Here is a 19,029-nt window from a genome sequence, read left to right as displayed (position 1 = left end):
GCCGTTCTGCGAGCCGAAGCCGAAGGTGACGCCGCCGCCCAAGGAACGGCCCGAACTGTTGCCCGCGGTGGCGGCGGTGTTCTGGGCGGCGAGCATGTTGATGTCGCGCTTCGGGTCCAGGCTGATGTCGCGCGCCTGCAGCTTGGCGCCGGTCATGTTGATGTCGGTCTCGCGCGCCGCAATCTCGATGCTGCCGGCCTGGATGTTGGTGCCGCGCTGGGTGGTGTAGCTCTCCGCGCTCGTCGAACGTTGTTTGCCGCGTTGCTCGCTCACGCTCACGCCGAAGGCGGCGCCGGCAGGGTCGCGAATCAAATGGGCTTTTCACCCTCAAACAAGGTCACAACCGATCCATCTTCAAAGTAGCTTCTAAATACAGATGCCACCTCCGCAAGTCGGCCTGCAGAAGATTTGTCATTCAGCCTGAGCAGCACAAGTGATGCACCATTTTCGAGCCCTGCCTCGCTCGCAATTTCTCGCTCCACTTCATGCAACGGCCTGGCAGAGGACAGAAGAAACGAGTTGGCAAACAAATCCGTTCGATCTGATTTCATCTGGGCGATCTTTCGATCTGTTTCATCCGCCGAGGCCGCGCTCAGGGCCTGCCGTCGCGCAACACCGCCACCTGCTCCGCATGGCTGCGCTCGATGCGTTCCAGCCGGGCCGCGCGCGCTTCTGCATTGACCCACTTCGCGGCGAGCGCGCGCCGCTTCGCGAGCTGGTAGTCCAGCTCGGCCGCCGCCAGCAGCGCCGTGTTGTCCGCCGCAACGTAGCCGAAGGGCGCATGCAGCGACTTCAGCACCTCGCGCTCGCCGTCGCCGCGCGGCCCCTTGGTGCGGCCGTAGTCGACCAGAAAGTCCTGCAGCTTCTTCTGCAACGCGAGGGGATGGGCGCGCCGCATCACGAACACGGCCGGAGGAATGGGCTCGGACTGCCAGATCACCTGCAGCCGATCGGCCTCGGCCGGAAACTGCTGCCTGAAGCGCTCGAAGTCGATCGTGTTGTTGGTGGCCACGTCGGCATCGCCATTCGCCACCGCGAGCGCGGTGGCCTGGTGCGTGTCGACGATCTCGCTCTGGAAGCGCGTCTCCATCGCGATGCCGTTCGGCAGGAAGAGCTGGAGCTGCGGCACGATGAAGCCCGACACCGAGCGGCTGTCGCCGCGCGCCAGGCGCCAGCGTTCGGGGCGGGCCAGCAGCTCCTTCAGCGAATTGTGGGCGCCTGTCTTGCGCGCGAGCAGCACGGCGCGACTGTCGGGCAGGCCGTCGACCCGCGCCACCTGGGCCACCACGTTCATGCGCCGTTCTGCGACGGCATCGAGCGCCAGTTTGGCCGACAGCAGCGCGAAATCGACGTCGTCGCGCCGGAGGGCCTGGGCCAGCGATTCGTAGGAGGTCACGGAGAGCACGCTCACCGGCCGGCCGAGCGCGCGGCTCAGGTCGTTAAGGAGCGGCGTCCAGTTGCCGCGCGACTCGACCGCACCGCCGACCGGCAGCACGCCGAAGCGGATGGCCGGCGGCGGCTCGGCGCGAAGGCTTTGTGCGAGCGCGGCAGCGGCTTGCCAGCCCAGCGCGGCAGCCAGGGTGCAACGCCACGCCATGCGCAGCACGCACCGCCTCATGCGAGGCTCAGGGTGCGCCGTTGCGCAAGGCCGCCACCTGCTCGGCATACCCGCTCTCGATGCGCTGCAGCCGGGCCTGGCGTGCCGCCTCGTTGACCCACTGCGAGGTCATGGCGCTCTGCCTGGCGAGCTGGTAGGCCAGCTTGGCAGCCGGCAACAGCGAACTGTTGTCGGCCGCGACGAAACCGGCGAGGTCGTGCAGCGACTTCAGCACGGCGCGCTCGGCGTCGCCGCGCGGCCCCTTGGCGCGCGCGTAGTCGACCAGGAAGGCCTGCACCTTCTTCTGGAACTCGGGGCTGTACTCGCGCCGCACCACCAGTTGCGCGTGCGGGATCAGCTCCGACTCCCAGATCACCTGCAACCGATCGGCCTCGGCCGGGAACTGGAGCTTGAAGCGCTCGAAATCGGCCGTGTTGTTGGTGGCCACGTCGGCCTCGCCGTTGGCCACCGCCAGCGCCGTCGCCTGGTGCGTGCCCACCACTTCGCTGGCGAAGCGCGTCTCCATCGCAATGTGGTTCGGCAGGAAGAGCTGGAGCTGCGGCACGATGAAGCCCGACACCGAGCGGCTCTCGCCGCGCGCCAGGCGCCAGCGCTCGGGTTGTGCCAGCAGGTCTTTCAGCGTGGTGAACTTCCCGGTCTTGCGCGTGAGCAGCAGCGCGCGGTAGCCGGGCAGGCCGTCGTGGCGCGTGACCTGCGCCACGACGTTCATGCGGCGCTGCGTGACGGCATCGAGCGCCATCTTGCCGGACAGGAAGGCCATGTCGACCTGGTCGCGCTGGATCGCCTGCTCGAGCGCTTCGTAGGAAGTGACCGAGAGCACGCTGACCGGCCGGCCGATGGCGCGGCTCAGGTCTGCGAGGAGCGGCTCCCAGTCGTTGCGCGATTCGAAGGCGCCGCCCAGCGGCAGGATGCCGAAGCGCAGCGGCGCCGTCTTGGCGGCGGCAGCCGTGCCCGCGGTTTGCGCCGCGGCCGCGAGCGGCGCGCCCAGCAGCAACGCCAGCGCGCAGCGCCCCAGCAGGGCGGCGGCGCGCCGTGCCATCATCCGCAAACGCCCGGAATGCGGGGCGGGAGAAGCAAGGGGAGCACCGGCGGCGCAATGGACAGGAAATTGCATCTTCTTCTGGAACGCGTCGGCTGGGGGCCTTGGGGCTGGTCAAAGCGGTTCTGTCGAGAACACAATTAGAAACCAACTTCGATCAGATTCGTGACGTTTTTCCCTAGACATGTACTTAAGTCGGTGGTTGACACACAAGTCGCCAGGCGTCTGATGCGCCCATGAACTGGCCCTTTCGCGCCCTCCGCCTGCTGATGCGCCTGACGCTGGCGCAGCAGCTCGTGCTGCTGGCGCTCTTGCCCGCCATGGTGGCGACGCTGGGTGCGATCGCGGTGCTGACGCGCCAGCACCTCGCGAGCGTGACCGAGCTGATGCGCGCCAATGCGCAGACCGTGGCGCTGCAGGTGGCGACCGTGGCCCAGATCCAGCTCCACAGCATGGACCGCCGCGCGCTGCAGCGCACCGCGCAGTCCGGCAGCTACCAGCCACACGTGCAGCAGGTGCAGATCTGGTCCGAAGACGGCGAGATCCTCGCCAATTCGGAAACCACCGACCGCGAGCGCAGCGAGGGCCTGCAGGTGGTGGCGCCGATCATCGGCGACGACGGCAAGCACACCGGCAAGGTGATGGTGGAGATCAGCCTCGACGCGGTGGAGCGCGCCAAGCGCTCGGTGTGGATCAACGTGGTGCTGGTGCTGGCGGCCAGCCTGGTGGGCGTGGGGCTGGCCGGCTGGTGGGCGGCACGCCGCATCAGCGCGCCGATCCGCGCCCTCGGCGAGGCGGTCGACCGGCTGGGCGCCGGCGAGGACGCGCAGGTGGCGGTCCAAGGCACGGCCGAGGTGCGGCACCTGCAACACGGCTTCAACGAGGCGGCGCGCGCGCTGTCGGAAAGCCGCGGCGAGCTGGAAAGCCGCATCGCCAACGCCACGGCCGAACTGGCCAGCAAGAACCAGCAGCTCGAGGTGGCGAGCCAGGCCAAGACGCGCTTGCTGGCCGCCGCCAGCCACGACCTGCGCCAGCCGCTGCACGCGCTGACGCTGTTCTCCGACGGCCTGGCCAACGGCGAGACCGACCCGGTGCGCCTGCAGCGCATCGGCCATATCCGCGAATGCGTCGAATCGCTGGACCGGCTGTTCTCGGAGCTGCTCAACCTCTCGCAGCTCGATGCCGGCGTGCTGCAGCCGCAGTGGGCGGACTTTGCGCTCGATCATCTGTTCGACGAGATCAGCCGCAACTTCCGGCCGGTGGCCGAGCAGCAGAACCTGCGGCTGGTGGTGCGCAAGACCGAGCTCTGGGTGCGCAGCGACTACGTGATGCTCTCGCGCATCCTGAACAACCTGGTGTCGAACTCGCTGCGCCACACCACCGAGGGCGGCGTGCTGATCGGCGCGCGCAGGCGCGGCCGCGGCATCCGCATCGACGTGGTGGACACCGGCGTCGGCATCGCGGCCCAGCACCAGTCGCGGGTCTTCGAGGAGTTCTACCAGGTCGAGCCGCACGGCCGGCAGGGCCGCGACGCGCGCGGCATGGGCCTGGGCCTCGCCACCGTGCAGCGGCTGGCGGCGCTGCTCAACACGCGCGTCGAGCTGAGCTCGCAGCCGCACAAGGGCACCTGCGTGCGCGTGATGGCGCGTGCCGCCGAGCCCGCGGCAGCGGCGCCGGTAGGCCCGGCAGCCCTGCCCCATGGCGCCGGCGGCGAAGACGAGCCGAGCCTGCGCAATGTGCGGGTGCTGGTGATCGACGACGAGCGCACCATCCTCGAGGGCTTGCAGGTGGTGCTCTCGAACTGGGGTGCCGAGGTGATGGCCGCGCAGACGCGCAACGAGGCCCTGGCGCTGGCCGACGAGTGGGACCGGCCGCCCGACCTGGTGGTGAGCGACCTGCTGCTGCAAGGCGGCGACAACGGCCTCGACGTGCTGGCGGCGCTGGAGCGCCATCCGCGCGGCATCGGCGAGGCGACGGCACGCCTGCTGGTGACCGGCGAGACCAAGCCCGACCGGCTGCGCGAAGTGGCGAACTCGGGCGTCGCCGTGCTCTACAAGCCGGTGTCGCCGAAGCTGCTGCGGCAGGCGATCAATGCCCAGTTGGCGGCGGTGCGTCAGGCGGTGTTGTAGGAAGGTCCCGCCAGGGATACGACGTCGGAGATAGGCCGACAGGCCGCGAAGCCGTGCAGTCTTCCACGGCAATCCGGTGCCGTGCAGGCCGACATAAGCCCTCTGCCTTATCGCGCGAAGCAGGCCGCGTCCGTACATTGGGTCCATCACCCACTGCAGGTGCAGTTCATGTTTGCGAATCGATCTCCAGCGCTCTTTCAAGGGCTGCGCACCATCGCGGGCATGGCCATCGCCGTCCTGCTCGCCGGCGGCGCGAACGCGGCCGGGCTCACGGTGCTGGTGGCCGACGAGCTGGCGGCCCACACGGAGTTCGTTCGCCTGCTGCGCGAATCCCAGGAGGCCGGCAGCCGTTTCGATCTGGTCCGCCTGCCCGCCGGGGGCCCCGTCCCGGAGCTTGCGGGCGCCGGCGAAGACCGCGTGACGGCCGGCGTGCGCACCCGCGGCATGCGCCCGAGTGCTCCGGCGGAGGTTCCGGTCACGATGGCCGTCGGGCCGGTGGCGGCGCGCGCCGCCATCGAGCGGCCGGGCCAGGACCCGCTGGTGCTCGTGATGCTGAGCCGGCTCGACTACGAAAGCCTCAAGACAAGCCCCGCGCTGCGGCGCACCGACCGCCATGTCGGCGTGCTGCTGCGCGAGCCGGCGATGGCCGACCAGCTGACGCTCATCGACGCGGTGCTGCCGCAGAAGCGCCGGCTCGGCGTGGTGGCGACGGCCGAGTCGGAGCCGATCGTGCGCGAGCTGCAGCGCGCGGCCCAGGGCTGGGATCTGCAGGTCGAATACGCACCCGACGCGACCTCGCTAGCCTCGGTACTGCGCGTGCTGGTGCCGCGCAGCGATGCGCTCATGGTGCTGCCCGACCTGATCGGCGACAGCCAGGCCGCCACGCTCTCGGTGCTGCGCGCGGGCGCCGGCGCCGGCCTGCCGGTGTTCGGCACCAGCGACGGCCTGGTCCGCTCGGGCGGGCTTGCGGCCGCCGTCTCGACGCCGGGGCAGCTCGCGCTGCAGGCGCGCGCGCTCGGGCAGAAGGTGGCCGCCGCGCCGGCGGGCGCGGGCGTGCTGGTCGAGGCGGCGACGCCGGCCACGGTGCGCATCAACGCCACCGTCGCGCGCGGTCTGGGCCTGCGCATTCCGGAAGAGCGGGAACTGACCGAGCGGGTGACCGCCACCCGATGACCGCCCCGAGCCACGGTCTGGCCGTGCCCGCCTCCGCCGCACGACCGACGGACCCGCCCGCAACGGACGGCCGCACCGTCGTGGTCGGCGGCAGCCTCCAGCGCGACCTGTTCCGGCTCGGCGTGGTGCCCTGCGCGGCGGTGGCCATCGCGCTCACCGCCTGGTTCACCCACAGCCGCCTCGAGACGCTCGAAGCTGCCTTCAATGCCGAAGGCCAAGCCGTGGCGCGCCAGGTGGCCGCGATGTCCGACCTAAGCCTCTACGCCGGCGACCTGCCCGCGCTGCAGAACGTCGCCAACGCGGCGCTGCGCGGCGGCCAAGTGACGCGGGTGGAGATCAGCAACAGCGCCGGCGTCTACGTGACGGCCGGCCCCAAGACCGCGCCTCTTGCGCAGCTGCGCATGTTCACCGCGCCGGTCACGCTGCGCGAGGCCTCGCGCGCCAGCGCCTTCGCGCCCGAAGGCTCGACCGCCGCCGGCGAAACGCCCATCGGCCTGGTGCAGGCCTTCCGTGACACCACGGCCTACGCGCGCGAACGCACACGCTCGCTGATGGCGGGCATCGGCATCGCGATGATCGCGCTCCTGGCGGCGTGGGCCTGGGTGCGTCACACGGCGCGTGCGGTCGCACAGCCGCTGCGGCGCATCTCGCGCACCGTGGCGGCGCTGGAGGCGGGCCGGTTCGATGCGCGCTGCAACGTCGTCGCGCGCAACGCAAGCGAACAAAAGGGCGAAGCCGGCAAGCCGCGCGCGCGCCATGAGCTCGCCAACCTCGCCCACGACATCAACCGCCTGGCCGAGCGCCTGCAGCGCAACCGGCAGCAGAGCGAGGAGCAGGTGCGCGAAGCCACCGCCGTCGCGCTGCAGCGCATGGCCGAGGCCGAGCAGGCGGCCTTGTCGCGCGCCCGCTTCCTCGCCGCGGCCAGCCACGACCTGCGCCAGCCGCTGCATGCGATGGGCCTGTTCATCGACGGCCTGCTGCCCACGGCCACCGAAACGCAGCGGCCTGCCGTACTGCGCCTGCAGGAGGGCGCCGAATTCATGGGCGTGCTGCTCGACGATCTGCTCGAGATCTCGCGCCTCGATGCGCAGGTGCTGACGCCGGCGATCACCGACGTGTCGCTCGCCACGCTGTTCGACCAGCTCGACGCCCAGCATGCGGCGCGCGCCGCCGCCGCGCGCGTGCGGCTGGCGTGGATGGACCGCGGGCTCGCGGTGCGCACCGATTCGGCCCTCCTGCTGCGCATCGTCGGCAACCTGGTCAGCAATGCGATCCACCACACCTCGCCCGACGGCACGGTGCTGGTGCTGGCGCGACAGCGCGGCGGCAAGGTGCGCATCGAAGTGCGCGACAACGGCGTGGGCATCGCGCCGATCCACCAGGCGCGGATCTTCGAGGAGTTCTACCAGGTCGCGAACACCGAACGCGACCGCCGCCAGGGCTTCGGCCTCGGCCTCGCGATCTGCGCCCGCATCGCCGCGCTGCTCGGCACGCGCATCGCGCTGCGCTCGGCGCTGCAGGCCGGCAGCAGCTTCGCGCTGGAGCTGCCGCGCGCGAACCCGCGCGACGTGCTGCCGCTGGCCCCCGAGCCGCTGGCCGCGTCGCCGCTGGCCGGGCTGCGCTGCCTCGTGGTGGACGACGACCCGGCCATCCTCGATGCCAGCCGCGCGCTGCTCGGGCAATGGGGCTGTCTGGTGGAATGCGTGGCCACCGGCAGCGAGGCGCTGGAGCGGCTTGCCGACGCCGGCACGCGCTTCGACGTGCTGCTGTGCGACCTGCAGCTGGCCGGCGACGAGGACGGCATGGAAGTGATCGACGCCGCGCGCCGGCTGCAGCCCGATGCGCTGGCGGTGCTGGTCTCGGGCGCCACCGGGCCCGAGGTGCTGCAGCGGCTGCGTCAGGGCGGCGTGATGCTGCTCACCAAGCCGGTGGCGCCGGCCAAGCTGCGGGCCTTGCTCTCCACGCGCCGCAGCAATTCATGAGCCCCCACGCTCCGTCACTGCGTGTACTCGCTGCCCCCGGAGGGGGCCGCAGGCCGCCTTGGGGCGACCCGGCGCCGGCCTGAGCCTGAGTACACAATGCGCCGATGCTCGACATCACGGCCCTGAAAGACATCCGCCCCTTCATCGCGACGCCGAGCTACAACGGCGCGATGAGCTCGACCTACGTGCGCAGCCTGCTCGGCCTGGTGAACCTGGCCTGGAGCCACGGCTTCGCGATGCAGACCCGCTTTCTCGACGGCGACAGCCTGATCCCGCGCGCGCGCAACCGCCTCGTGGCCGAGTTCATGGCCGATGCACGATGGACGCACCTGTTCTGGATCGACGCCGACATCGGCTTCGAGCCCGAGGCCGCGCTGCGGCTGCTGCTCGCCGGCCGCGAGGTGGTGGCCGGCGTCTACCCGCTCAAGAGCGACGGCTGGCCCGCCGAGGGCCTGCGCGCGCCGCTGCCCGCGGGCAGCACGCGCGAGGAGTTCGAGGTCCGCCATGCACGCTTTCCGGCCAACGCGCTGGAGGGCGATCGCACGGTGGACGCGGACGGCTTCGTCGAAGTGCTCGACGCGCCCACGGGCTTCATGCTGATCGCGCGCACGGTGTTCGAGCGGCTGGCCGCGGCCTGCCCCGAACTGCGCTACACGCCCGATGCCGCCACCGGCGACCTCGCCTCGCGCGCCTGGCCGCACTACCGCTTCTTCGACGTGATGGCCGAGCCGGACAACGGCCGCTACTTGAGCGAGGACTATGCGTTCTGCCGCCGCTGGCAATCGGTGGGCGGCAAGGTCTTCATCGATGCGCGCTCCCGCCTCACGCATCAGGGCCTGCGCACCTACACCGGCGACTTCGGCCGGGCGCTGGCGGCGCGATGAGGCGCGCGTGCGGAGGTGTAGGCGGGCCGCTCGTGCTCCTGCGGAAACTGCGGCCGCGTTCAACAGAATCGCCTCAAGCGTATTGCGCGAGGCCGTGGCCGAGGGACCAATTCTCTTTCGCGACCTCAACAAGGCTCACGAACACGTCCTCCGGCCGGATGCCGGGGCTTTCGCCGAGCAGCTCCGCGATCCGCCCGAACAGCGCCTTCTTCTGTTCCACGGTGCGGGTGTTGTTCACGGTCATCTGAACCAGCACGAGATCGTCGCTCCGGGCGATGCCAAGATAAGACGCGCCGTAGCGGAAGTTCGCAGCGTCATGCTCCCTGATGGTCATGAACTGGTTGTCTAAGGGCACGTTGAACGTTTCGTGCATCGCGCGGTAAAGGCTGTCGAAGATCGCCTGCCGGTAGGCTTCCGGCTTTCCGGCGCGCAGTGAGACGTGAGTGAGCGGCATGCAAGTCCTTTCCATGTTGTCCTGGTTTTATGTTATCTATTTTGATATGCTATTAATATTTATATCAGCGATAACAAACAGAAATGATTGAACGTCCCCTCGACTTGGATGCCGTCGAGGCTTTCATCCGCATCGTCGAGCTTGGCAGCTTCACGCGCGCGGCTGAAGCCATGCAGACGACGCAGGCCGCGGTCAGCTTGAAGCTGAAGCGGCTCGAAGAGAGGCTCGGCTGCCGGCTCGTCGAGCGGACGCCCCGGTCGGTGCAGCTTTCGGCGCGGGGCGCAGCCTTCCTCGAACACGCCCGCGAACTCCTGGAGGTACACGACCGCGCGCTCGCCGAATTTGCCGGAGCCCGGCAGCGCCTCACCATCGGCATCAGCGACCATGTTGCGGGGCCGGAGCTCCCCGCGCTGATCGCGCGCATGAACGCGCAAGACCCGCAGCTGTTGATCGAAATCCGGATCGGATCGTCGGGCGACCTGCTTCAAAGCTTCGACCGGCGGGAACTCGACACCGTGATCGTCCGCCTGCATGTCGGGCGGAGCGACGGGGAAATTCTTACCGAAGAAAAATTCGGCTGGTTCGCAGCGCCAAGCTGGCAGCATCGCGCGGGCGAGCCCCTGCCGCTTGCCACGCTTGCCGAGCCCTGCGGCGTGCGTGTGATGGCCGGGCAGCTTCTCGATGCGGCAGCCGTGCCCTGGACAGAAATTTTCGTCGGCGGCGGCGTTGCGGCGGTCGCTGCGGCCGTCATGGCCGGGCTGGGCGTTGCTGCATTGGCTCCGCGCATGCTGCCATTTGGCGCAGTTGACGTGGGCGCCAAGCTCGGGCTTCCCGATTTACCGCGCTTGCCAGTTCTGCTTCACTCAAGGGTCAAGGACGGCCGGCCGCGCGATGCGCTTGCCGCGCTTTCGGCTGCCTTCAGGAGCGCGGTGCGAGGCTAACGAAAGCTCACGAACTGTGAGCAGGCCGGGTCAGCAACTTGACCAAGGCTCACCCACTATGACTCCGGACAGGAGGCTTCGACAAGCTCAGCCCGAACGGATACGCAAGGTGCCTCAGAAGTCGGCGCAGCCGTTGCGGCGCTCCGTGTCGATGCAATTGGTGAGATTGGGCCGCGAGCGCACGCGCGACCATTCGCGCGCCAGCACGTCGCCGCCCTGCACGGCGCGGTCGCCGCCCAGCGGCCCGGTCGCGAGGCAGATCGGCGCCGGCCCGATGTTGCGATCGTAGAGCCAGGTGCTCTGGTTCTCGCGCACCACGTCGGGCTTGATCAGTTCCACGAGTCCACCCACCGTCAACACGCCCGGCACCACGCTGACCGCATATCCCTCGGCCGAGCTGAAGCTGCCGTTGATCGGGTAGCTGCCCGGCAGGCTGAATTGCGTGGCGGGGCTCGACACGGCGCCGGCAAAACCGGCGCCGGTGTCGCCGAGGATCAGGCCGGTGATGCTGTAGGTGAACAGCGGATTCGGCACGCCGCCGGGCCGCGCGGCGTTGTGGACGAGGACGACGGCGCTCGGCTGCTGCGCGTAGATGAAGTGGTTGGCACCGGCGGGAATCGTCACCGTGCAGAGGCCCTGGTAGGCGCAGTGGTAGAGATTGGGCAGCAGGCCCGAGCCTGCGAGCCCGCCGCGCGTCTCGCCAACCCAGGTGTCGGCCCACACGCGCCAGGGCGCGCCGGCGATGGTGAAGGCCCCGAGATTCTGGAAACGCGCTGCCGCCACCAGGTCGGTGCCGCTGCCGCTCGTGACGCTGGTGCCGAGCGAGAGGTCGCCGGCGAGCGTGCGCACGAACACGGTGTCGGCCGCCATCGAGGTGGCGGAGACCGGCTGCGGCAGGTTGCTCGCGGCATCGAAGCCGGTCACCGTCACCGGCCCGACGGTGACCGCGTCTGCATCCACGTAGGCGAAGCTTCCCGCCGCGCCGCCGCCGACCGTGCCCACGCTGTTCTGCGGATTGCGCAACTCCACGCTGCCGCCGGTCGAGCGTGCGAGCAGGGTGCCGGCCGCGATCGCAGCAGCAGCCGCCTGCGTGATGTTGCCGGCGCTCAAGAGGCCGAGCTGCGGCGTCGACACCGCTGCGCCGAGGGTGATGTTGCCGCCCGCGCCGTTCTGCAGCGTGAGCGCCGAAGTCAGCGCGAGCGGGCCCACCACATCGATGTTGGCCGCATGCGCGTTGCTGCCGGCCACGATGGTCGGCGTGGTGAGGCGCGTGAACTCGGCGGCCGAGACCGCGAAGCCGGTGGCCGCCGTGCCGCCGAGCGTGATCGGCACGTCCGGGCGGTCCAACGCGTTGCCCGCGAGGTCCACGCCGCCGGGCCGCAGGTCGAGCGCATTGCCCGCGCGCACCGTGCCGCCGATCGCGAGCGCATCGGTGCTGCCGTCGTTGACCGCGCGCAACACGACGTTGCGGTTGCCGTCGATGCGGCCGGCCGGCGGTGCGGTCGCCGATGCCGCGGGCGCGATGTTCACGCCCGCGGCACCGCCGTCGGACTGGCCCGTGACGATGATGTCGCCGCTGCCGGTGGTCTGCAGCAGCGCGCCGTCGCGCAGCAGCACGCCGTTGCCGGCCGTGCCGCCGGCCAGCCGGCGCCCCGTGACCGTGATGTTGCCGTCGACGGTGGTGATCGTTTCGCCGTTGATCACGACACCGTGGCCCGGCGCTTCGGAGCTGTTGCTGGTGAAGCTGCCGATGCCCGTCACCGACACGTTGCCGCTGGTGGTGACGATGGTGGCGCTGGCCCCGAAGTTTTCGATCTGGACGCCGCTGCCCGCGCTGTGGCTGCCGAAGATCGTCACGTTGCCCGTGGCGGTGGTGATCGTGCTGTTCTGGTAGAACACCGCGCCGTTGGTCGTGGCACCGTTGCTCGGGCCGGTGCTGACGCCGGTGAGCTGCACCGAGCCGCCCGTGCCTGCGTTGCTGCCGCCGGTATAGAACCCAGGAGTCCCGGGGATCAGCTGCTGGTTGCCGGTGCGCGTGTCGATCAGCGCGCCGGTCAGGCAGATGCTGCACATCTCGTTGCTGGCGTTGGCCCAGGCGCCGTTCATCGACACGATGCCGCCGTTGGTGTAGATGGCGCCGTCGAAGCTGACCTGGCCGCCGCCGACGGCGGCACCGGCGCCGTTCGCATCGGCGTTGAAGATCACGTTCAGCGGATCGCCGATCGACGCGATGACCGAGGCGCCGTTGCCGCGCACGCTGCGATGGGCATCGAGCTGGAAGGTGAGCGCGCCCTTGTTGCCGCTGTACTCGATCCGCACGTCGTCCATCACGATGTCGCCGACGGTCGCCGCACCGGCGGCGGGATTGCCGGTGGTGATGCGCACGCTGGTGCCGCCGTTGAGGGCGTTGTTGATGTCGCCGTCCTGGATGGTGGAGTCGGCGATCGGGGCGAAAGGATTGCTCGTGAGGCCGCCGTCGGCCGCGCCGTTGACGATGGTGACGTTGAAGGGATCGATCAGCCAGGTGCCCGCGGTGCCGCGCGGTGCCGACGCGTCGGTGCCCAGGCCCGCGAGATCGATGCCGCCGTTGCTCTCGCCCGCCGGCATGGCGTAGCCGCCCGAGGTCTCGATGTAGCCGCCGTCGCCGCCGTTCGGCCCGCCGCGGGCCGTAAGCGTCCCGTGGGCGCGCAGCGTGCGCTCGCCCATCAGGCGGATGTCGCCGCCATTGCCGGCCACGGTGGCATCGGCGCTGATGCGGCTGCCCGCGGCGACGGCGATCGCGCCGGTCTGCGGATCGCCGCCGACCGCCGTGGCCTGCAGCCGGATGCGGCCGCCGCCGGCGCCGCCGCTGGCGTCGATGACTCCGCCATCGTCCGGCGCGCCGGGCTGCAGCAGGATCGTCCGCCCCTTGACGTCGACCGAGCCGCCCGTCAGACCTGCGCCGTTGCCGGCGGCGGACAGCAGACCGCCGCTGATGGTGACGCCCGCTGCCGAGCCGCCGCTGTCGAGCACGATCTCGCCGTTGCGCGAAGCCAGAGAATCGGCGCGCAGCACGCCGCGCGTGTTGACCACGCCTTGCGCGAGTTCGCTGCCCGCGGTCGCCATCATCACGACGCGCCCGCCATCGGCCTGCACCACGCCGCTGTTGGCGACGCCGCTGTAGAGGCCGGACGAGACCTTGAAGGTGGTGAGCCCGTCACCCGCGAAATCGACCGTCACCGTGTCGCCCGACACCAGCCCGGCGGTGCCGCCCTGCGCGACGATGCTGCCGCTGTTGCTGACCTGCGCGCCGATCAGCGCGATGGTGCCGCCGCCCTGCGCCCTGATGCCACCGCGGTTCTCGACCGTGCCGAAGGCAGTGCCGTCCTGCTTGAATTCGAAGCGCTCGGTGCCGCTCATGAAAGCGCTGTCGCTGGTGCTCATCTTGAGCGTCGACGCGACCAGCCCGCCGACATTCACGCTCGCGCCGTTGCCGAACAACACGCCGTTGGGATTGACCAGGAACACGCGCCCATTGGCATTCAACGCGCCCGCGATGGTGGAAAGCTCGTTGCCCGTGACGCGGTTGAGCAGCACGCTGCTGGCGCCCGGTTGCGCGATGTTGACCGCATGGCCCGGGCCGATGGAGAAGCCCTGCCAGTCGACGATGGCGCGCTGCGTGCCCTGCACGATGCCCAGCTGCGTACCGCCGGCCGTCGGCACGCCGACCGCGACGGCGCCGCCGCGCACCTGGAAGTTGTTCCAGCTCGGCAGTTGCGCGAAGGCCGGTGCGGCGCCCATGCACGCCATGGCCAGCGCCACGGGACGCATGCTGAAGCGCGCGGAGTTGGGGGGGTGTTTCATGTCAGAACGCTTTCTGCGCTTGTACGTAGAGCCGCGGATTGCGGCCGCCGCCGTCGGTCTGCGCCGGGCGGGTGCCGTCGCGCCAGGCGAGCGTCGCGTTGATGGCGAAGTTGCCGGGCCGCGCCCACGAAACGCCGATGCCGTAGCCGCGCAGGCTCAGGCGGTTCACGCCGTCGAAGAGCGCCGGGTCGCGCGCCAGCTTGCCGCGCGCCGCGTCGTAGAACACGAAGGGCGTGAGCTCCTCGTTGTAGGACCAGCGCCATTCGACGATGCCGATCACGCCCTCGTCCGCCAGCACCTCGCCCGAGGGATAGGCGCGCACCGCGCGCGCGCCGCCGAGCGCGAGCTTTTCCGAGGCATCGAGGTTCTTGCTGGCCCACTGGCCGCCGAGCGACAGGTAGAGCGAATGGCGCGGCACGATGGCCTGCAGCCGCGAGACCAGGAAGCTCAGCTTGGTGAAATCACCTTGGGTGCGGTGGCCTCCGAGGCTCTGGTCGAACGCGAGGGTCTGCGGATCGCGGATGTCCAGCTTGCCGCGGTAGAGCGTGCCGGAACTGGCCCAGTAGCCGCCGCCCAGCACCTCGTCGCGCCGCTCCCAGGTCCAGCCGAGGCCGAGGCCCTGCACCCGCTTCTTCGTGGTGAAGCCCACCGCACCGAACTCGTCCTCGAGGTCCTTGACGTCGGCGCCCAGGCGCAGAAACAGGTTCTGCTGGCGCTGGCGGATCAGCGGGTAGTTGAGCGAGAAGTCGAGCACGTTGGCCGTGCCCTGCGCATCGAGGTCGGCGAACTGGCCACCGAGCTCGTAGTTGACGCGCGCCAGGCCCACGCCGGCGCGCCACCCGTTGCTGCCGATCGGCGCCTCGTAGGCCACGCGGCCGAACACCAGCCCGTTGTCGTTGGACACCATCGCGCGCATGTCGAGGTTGTCGCCGATGCCGAAGGGACTGAGCCAGCGCGCGCTGCCACCGACGCGGTAGCGGCCGGACTCCTTGGTGCCGTGGTTGTCGGCCTCGGCGGTGAAGACCCAGCGCCGCGCCGCCGTCACCTCGACCGAAAGATCGGTGGTGCCGGGCTGCGTGCCTTCCTGCAAGCCGGAGGCGACACGGATGCCGGGCTGGTCCGACAGCAACAGCATCGCGCGTTCGTAGCTTTGCGCACTGACCGCGTCCCCCGGCTGCACCGGCGCGAGGAAGGCGCGCACGCGGGCCTCGGCGATCGGCGCATCGGGCGCCACGATCACGTCGATCTTGCCGAGCCGGCCTTCGATCACGCTGATCTCCACCACGCCGTCCTGCACGGTCTGCACCGGCACCACCGCCTGCGCGAGGAAATAGCCGCGCTCGCGGTACCTGGCGGTGATGGCCTGCGCCAGCGCCTCCAGATCGCCGAGCGTCACGTCGCGGCCGATGTAGGGCTGCGTGATGCTTTGCAGCTCTTCGTTGCTGAGCGCCTTGACGCCGTTGAGGCGCAGGTCGTTGAGGCGGAACGCGGCCGCCGGCACGGGCGGCGCGGGCAGGCTTTGCGGCGCGGGCGAGGCCTGCGCGACCTGGCGGTCGCAGCTTCCGCACGGATCCTGGGTGGGCAGCAGCGTCGTGGCCTCTTCGTCCGCGGCCTGCGCGACCTGCGCGGCCAGCGCCAGCGCGACAGCCACCACCGAGCCGACGCCCCTCATGCCGGGCTCCCCACCTTCAACCGCCAGTTGCCGATCAGGTTGAACGGGGCCCAGAAGAACGGATGCGACATGCGGGGTTCCTTCAATACGGCCAGCTGCCCGGCCTGCATGGCCTGCTGGATGTCCCTGCCCTTGGCCAGTTCGGCATAGAGCGTGCTCATGAGAATGGCGGTGGCGTCGTCCGACACCGGCCACAGCGAGGAGATCAGGCTCGACGTGCCTGCGGAGAGAAAGGAGCGCGTGAAGCCCAGCACCTCGTCGCCCTGCGCGATGCGGCCCAACCCCGACTCGCAGGCCGACAGCGTGACCAGCGCGGTGCCCTGCATCGGCAGGCCGAGGATCTCGTGCGCTTCCAGGAAGTTCTGCTTGCCGCCTTCGTTGGCCAGGAGGATGCGCGAGTAGAGTGGATCGACCTGGTCGGCTTCGGCATGGGCCGCCACGTGCATCAGCGGTGCGCGCGAGGCCACGTCGCGAAACTGCGTCTTGGTGGCGGCGGCGCCCATGTAGACGTTGTTGCGCGGGAAGAGCTGCGCGAGCTGCTTGACCTCGACCTCGGCGCCGGGCAGGTCGTACTTGTCTTCGATGCGCGGATTGCCGAAGGCGATGAGCGCGGCGTCGACGCGCGGCGAGCGCTGCGCGAGCTGCACCGCGATGCTCATCGAGGGCGCGACCGAGACCGGATGCGTCTCGATCACGTAGCGCCCGTTCAGCCGCAGCGCCTGGAAAGGCAGGTAATGCAAGGGCCCGTGCGGCACGATGATGAGGCGCTCGCCCGGTTTCAACGCGAGCGGACCGAGCAGCGCGGCGCCCAGCTTGTCGGCATTGGCGATGGCGGCGCGCCGGCCGCGCACCACCGAGTTGCGGAAGGTCTCGACCAGTTCGGTCAGGTCGTCGCGCTTGATCGCGATGCTCTTCGCCTCGATGCCGGAGGGGCTGACCACCCAGGCCTGCAGGCGGTCGGGCAGCGCATGGAACTGCAGCACGCGTTCGTCGGGCGCCAGCGTGCGCTGCAGGGTCGCGAGGTCGACGGTCGCGGCCGCTTCGCTGCTCACGCGGGCCCGGCCGCGCACCGCGTCGAGCAGCGCACGCGAGCGGCTGCGCTCGCTGAGTTCGAAGGCCTGGCGCGCATCGCCCACCTCGCTGTAGAGGCCGACCCCGCGCTCGAACACGGCCTGCAGATCGGAGAACAAACCCATCTTGAATTCTTCGCTGCGGAACTTCGCGCGCACTGCATCGACGCCGCCGAGCGCGCGGCCCACCGCCTCGGCCGCGGCCTGCTTCTGCCCCAGCGCGAGTTCGCTGCGCGCCACGCCGTCCCAGGCCCAGAGCTGGTAGTAGCCGCTGTCGGTGCCGACCGAACGTGTGGTCAGCTGCAGGTACAGGTCGCGCGCCTCGGCCGGCTTGTTCTCGGCCAGCAGCAGCCGCGCGCGCGTGCGCTCGAGCTGCGCGGCCAGCGGCGCCTCGCGCGGCGGCGGCAGCGTGCCGAGCAGCTGGCGCGCGCGTGCCGGCTCGCCCGACTCGATCAGCGCATTGACGAGCGAGGACTGCACCAGCGGCGCATAACGCTGCGAGCTGTTGGCGAGCGCGGTGTCGTAGCTCTGCACCGCGCCGGCATAGTCGCCGCGCCGGGTCTGCACGTCGCCGATGACCTTGTGCACCGGCCCGACGACCAGCTTGGGATCGCGCGCCGGATGCTTGAGCGCCTCGCGCGCGAAATCCTCGGCTTTCTCGAGCTGGCCCGAGTAGCTGTAGACGATGGCGAGATCGCGGTTCGCCATCGCGAGCAGGTTGGGGTCGCGCGTGGCGTTGGCCAGGTGCAGCGCCTTGCTCGCGGCGCGCACGCTCTGGCGGAACTCGCCGGCCTCGGCCAGCGCCACCGCCTGGCTGCAGTATTGATAGCCCGAGAGCTTGGGGCTGTCCTGCGCATAGAGCACCGCGCCGTCGTTGGTGAGCGCGAGCAGCGTGTCGGTGTCGGCGAGCCGCGCCTGCTCCTGCTTGCTGGCCGCCGCCTCGGCATCGGGTGCCTGCGCCATGGCCCACTGGCAGCCAACGAGCGCCCCGAGTCCGAGAGCGCCTGCGATCCACTTGCGCGCAGAGTGCGCCCACACGAACCTCGAAGAACCTTGCATTCGACCCCCGCGCGCAGTCTGTAGGCCCGCATGGCGCAAGCCGCGACGCAGCGGAAGTGCGCGCCTCTCAGACCTCGTCGCGGGAGTCTAGGAGTGGCCTCAGGGGTCGCCTATTCGCAATACGGTCTAGCGCGAAGGGCGTAGGCCTCGGGCCTTGCTCCTGGCGCAGGAGGCTCAACCGGACGGGGCGCTGACGATGACCGCCTTGAAGGCCTCGATGAAATCAGCGGCCTGTTTCGGCGATCGCTCCCCCTGCGGCAACAGCGCCTGAACGCTGACCGGTACTTCCGGCAGCAGCGTGCGCACCTGCAAGGCATCACTGGTGGTGGCGGCTGCCGTGAACGAGTCGACGATGGCCGGCCCGAGCCCCTGTTCGGCAAACACCATGGCAATGTGATGCGTCTGCGCGGTCAGGCCGCCTTCGGGCTCCCCGCCATGGTGGGCACACTGCTCGGCCAGCATGGCGCCGATCGGATCGCGCTCGTCGATGCGGATGAAGCCGCTGCGCATGAGCTCGGTCAATTCCACCGTGGTACGCCGGTCGCTCGCGCGCCCGGACCGGAGGGACACGCAGACCAGACGGCCCGCGGCGATGGGGACCTGCTGGACGCCGGGATGCTGGATGGCGCCATAGACGATGCCCACATCGCCTTCGCGCAGCGCAATCGCCTGGGTCACCTCGTGCGAGTGCAGCATTCGTATCGCCACGGCCAGGTCGGGGTAGCGCTTGCGAAACAGCTTCAAGGCATCCGGCAGCGCGCGAACGGCCAGGGAGGGAACGATCAGCAGGCGCAACTCGGTGCGGCCGCCCCGGCGCAGGCTGGTGGAAAGCCGCCGCACGGATTCGAGCCGCGACACGAGCAACTGCACTTCCGGATAGAGCGCCTGGGCCTCGCTGGTGGGCACCAGCCTGTTGCGCTGGCGAGTGAACAGTGCATAGCCCAGCTGCAACTCGGCGTGCTGCAGCGTCAAGGTGACGGCGGGCTGTGTGACGTGAAGCAGGCGAGCCGCGCCGCTCACCGTTCCGGTCAGCATGATCGCGTTGAAGACCTCGATGTGCTTGAGCCGCATGATCAATCTTGTGCAGTCAGGGTATTAGATCACTTAATGGTTTGCAGCCATCTTTCAATGCGACAAAGGGCGTCTCGCCAACCAGAATCTCCAT

Annotated in this window: 14 protein-coding genes; 5 read left to right on the top strand and 9 right to left on the bottom strand. The window is 70.0% G+C overall.

Annotation, left to right across the window (positions count from 1 at the left end; all coding sequences use genetic code 11):
* The 4 genes from BLS74_RS10580 to phnD all read right to left on the bottom strand — a co-directional run.
* The coding region (locus tag BLS74_RS10580) for a hemagglutinin repeat-containing protein (RefSeq protein WP_170855567.1) at positions 1–312 on the bottom strand (312 nt) is incomplete at its 3' end.
* Positions 309–551, bottom strand: coding sequence for a hypothetical protein (locus tag BLS74_RS33795; RefSeq protein WP_139191666.1), 243 nt, complete (start codon positions 549–551; stop codon positions 309–311). The genes BLS74_RS33795 and BLS74_RS10580, both read right to left, overlap by 4 nt.
* Positions 552–592: 41 nt before the next feature.
* Entirely contained in the window at positions 593–1,618 is a 1,026-nt protein-coding gene (locus BLS74_RS10575) for a phosphate/phosphite/phosphonate ABC transporter substrate-binding protein (protein ID WP_244503826.1), read from the bottom strand.
* A gap of 7 nt (positions 1,619–1,625) precedes the next feature.
* Complete coding sequence (phnD, locus tag BLS74_RS10570; protein ID WP_170855566.1) at positions 1,626–2,660, bottom strand: phosphate/phosphite/phosphonate ABC transporter substrate-binding protein; 1,035 nt, start codon at positions 2,658–2,660, stop codon at positions 1,626–1,628.
* A 233-nt stretch (positions 2,661–2,893) separates the two neighbouring features.
* Between phnD and BLS74_RS10565 the strand changes: the two genes are divergently transcribed.
* From BLS74_RS10565 to BLS74_RS10550, 4 genes are all read left to right on the top strand, one after another.
* Positions 2,894–4,786: an ATP-binding response regulator gene (locus BLS74_RS10565; RefSeq protein ID WP_093105415.1), complete on the top strand. Its 1,893-nt coding sequence runs from the start codon at positions 2,894–2,896 to the stop codon at positions 4,784–4,786.
* 168 nt (positions 4,787–4,954) lie between these two features.
* The gene (locus tag BLS74_RS10560) at positions 4,955–5,959 is read left to right on the top strand and encodes an ABC transporter substrate binding protein (protein WP_093105413.1); all 1,005 of its coding nucleotides are present in this window, start codon (positions 4,955–4,957) and stop codon (positions 5,957–5,959) included.
* Complete coding sequence (locus tag BLS74_RS10555) at positions 5,956–7,941, top strand: ATP-binding response regulator (RefSeq protein WP_093105410.1); 1,986 nt, start codon at positions 5,956–5,958, stop codon at positions 7,939–7,941. The genes BLS74_RS10560 and BLS74_RS10555 overlap by 4 nt, the downstream gene beginning before the upstream one ends.
* Before the next feature lie 104 nt (positions 7,942–8,045).
* Positions 8,046–8,825: a hypothetical protein gene (locus tag BLS74_RS10550; protein ID WP_093105407.1), complete on the top strand. Its 780-nt coding sequence runs from the start codon at positions 8,046–8,048 to the stop codon at positions 8,823–8,825.
* Positions 8,826–8,898: 73 nt separating this feature from the next.
* Here BLS74_RS10550 and BLS74_RS10545 read toward each other — a convergent pair whose 3' ends face one another.
* Positions 8,899–9,279 (bottom strand): tautomerase family protein, encoded by a 381-nt coding sequence (locus BLS74_RS10545; protein WP_093105405.1) that lies wholly within the window; start codon positions 9,277–9,279, stop codon positions 8,899–8,901.
* 83 nt (positions 9,280–9,362) lie between these two features.
* On the opposite strand from BLS74_RS10545, the gene BLS74_RS10540 reads away from it, so the two are divergent.
* A complete protein-coding gene (locus BLS74_RS10540) occupies positions 9,363–10,220 on the top strand; it encodes a LysR family transcriptional regulator (protein ID WP_093105402.1) in 858 nt (285 codons plus the stop codon).
* Between the two features lie 114 nt (positions 10,221–10,334).
* Here BLS74_RS10540 and BLS74_RS10535 read toward each other — a convergent pair whose 3' ends face one another.
* The 4 genes from BLS74_RS10535 to BLS74_RS10520 form a co-directional block, all read right to left on the bottom strand.
* Positions 10,335–14,063, bottom strand: a complete 3,729-nt coding sequence (locus tag BLS74_RS10535; protein ID WP_093105400.1) for a two-partner secretion domain-containing protein — start codon at positions 14,061–14,063, stop codon at positions 10,335–10,337.
* 1 nt (position 14,064) lies between these two features.
* Positions 14,065–15,735 carry a ShlB/FhaC/HecB family hemolysin secretion/activation protein gene (locus tag BLS74_RS10530; RefSeq protein ID WP_093105397.1) on the bottom strand — a complete coding sequence of 557 codons (1,671 nt, stop codon included), beginning with the start codon at positions 15,733–15,735 and terminating at the stop codon, positions 14,065–14,067.
* Positions 15,732–17,768, bottom strand: a complete 2,037-nt coding sequence (locus BLS74_RS10525; RefSeq protein ID WP_244503825.1) for a CHAT domain-containing protein — start codon at positions 17,766–17,768, stop codon at positions 15,732–15,734. The genes BLS74_RS10530 and BLS74_RS10525 overlap by 4 nt, the downstream gene beginning before the upstream one ends.
* Before the next feature lie 270 nt (positions 17,769–18,038).
* On the bottom strand, positions 18,039–18,935 hold the full coding sequence (locus BLS74_RS10520) for a LysR family transcriptional regulator (RefSeq protein WP_093105392.1): 897 nt from the start codon (positions 18,933–18,935) through the stop codon (positions 18,039–18,041).
* Positions 18,936–19,029 lie beyond the last annotated feature (94 nt).

This window comes from Variovorax sp. CF079 (assembly GCF_900101545.1).
Classification (GTDB): Bacteria; Pseudomonadota; Gammaproteobacteria; order Burkholderiales; family Burkholderiaceae_C; genus Variovorax.
The sequence above is the reverse complement of the archived record's forward strand: the minus strand, read 5'-3'. Positions and strand labels throughout refer to the sequence as shown.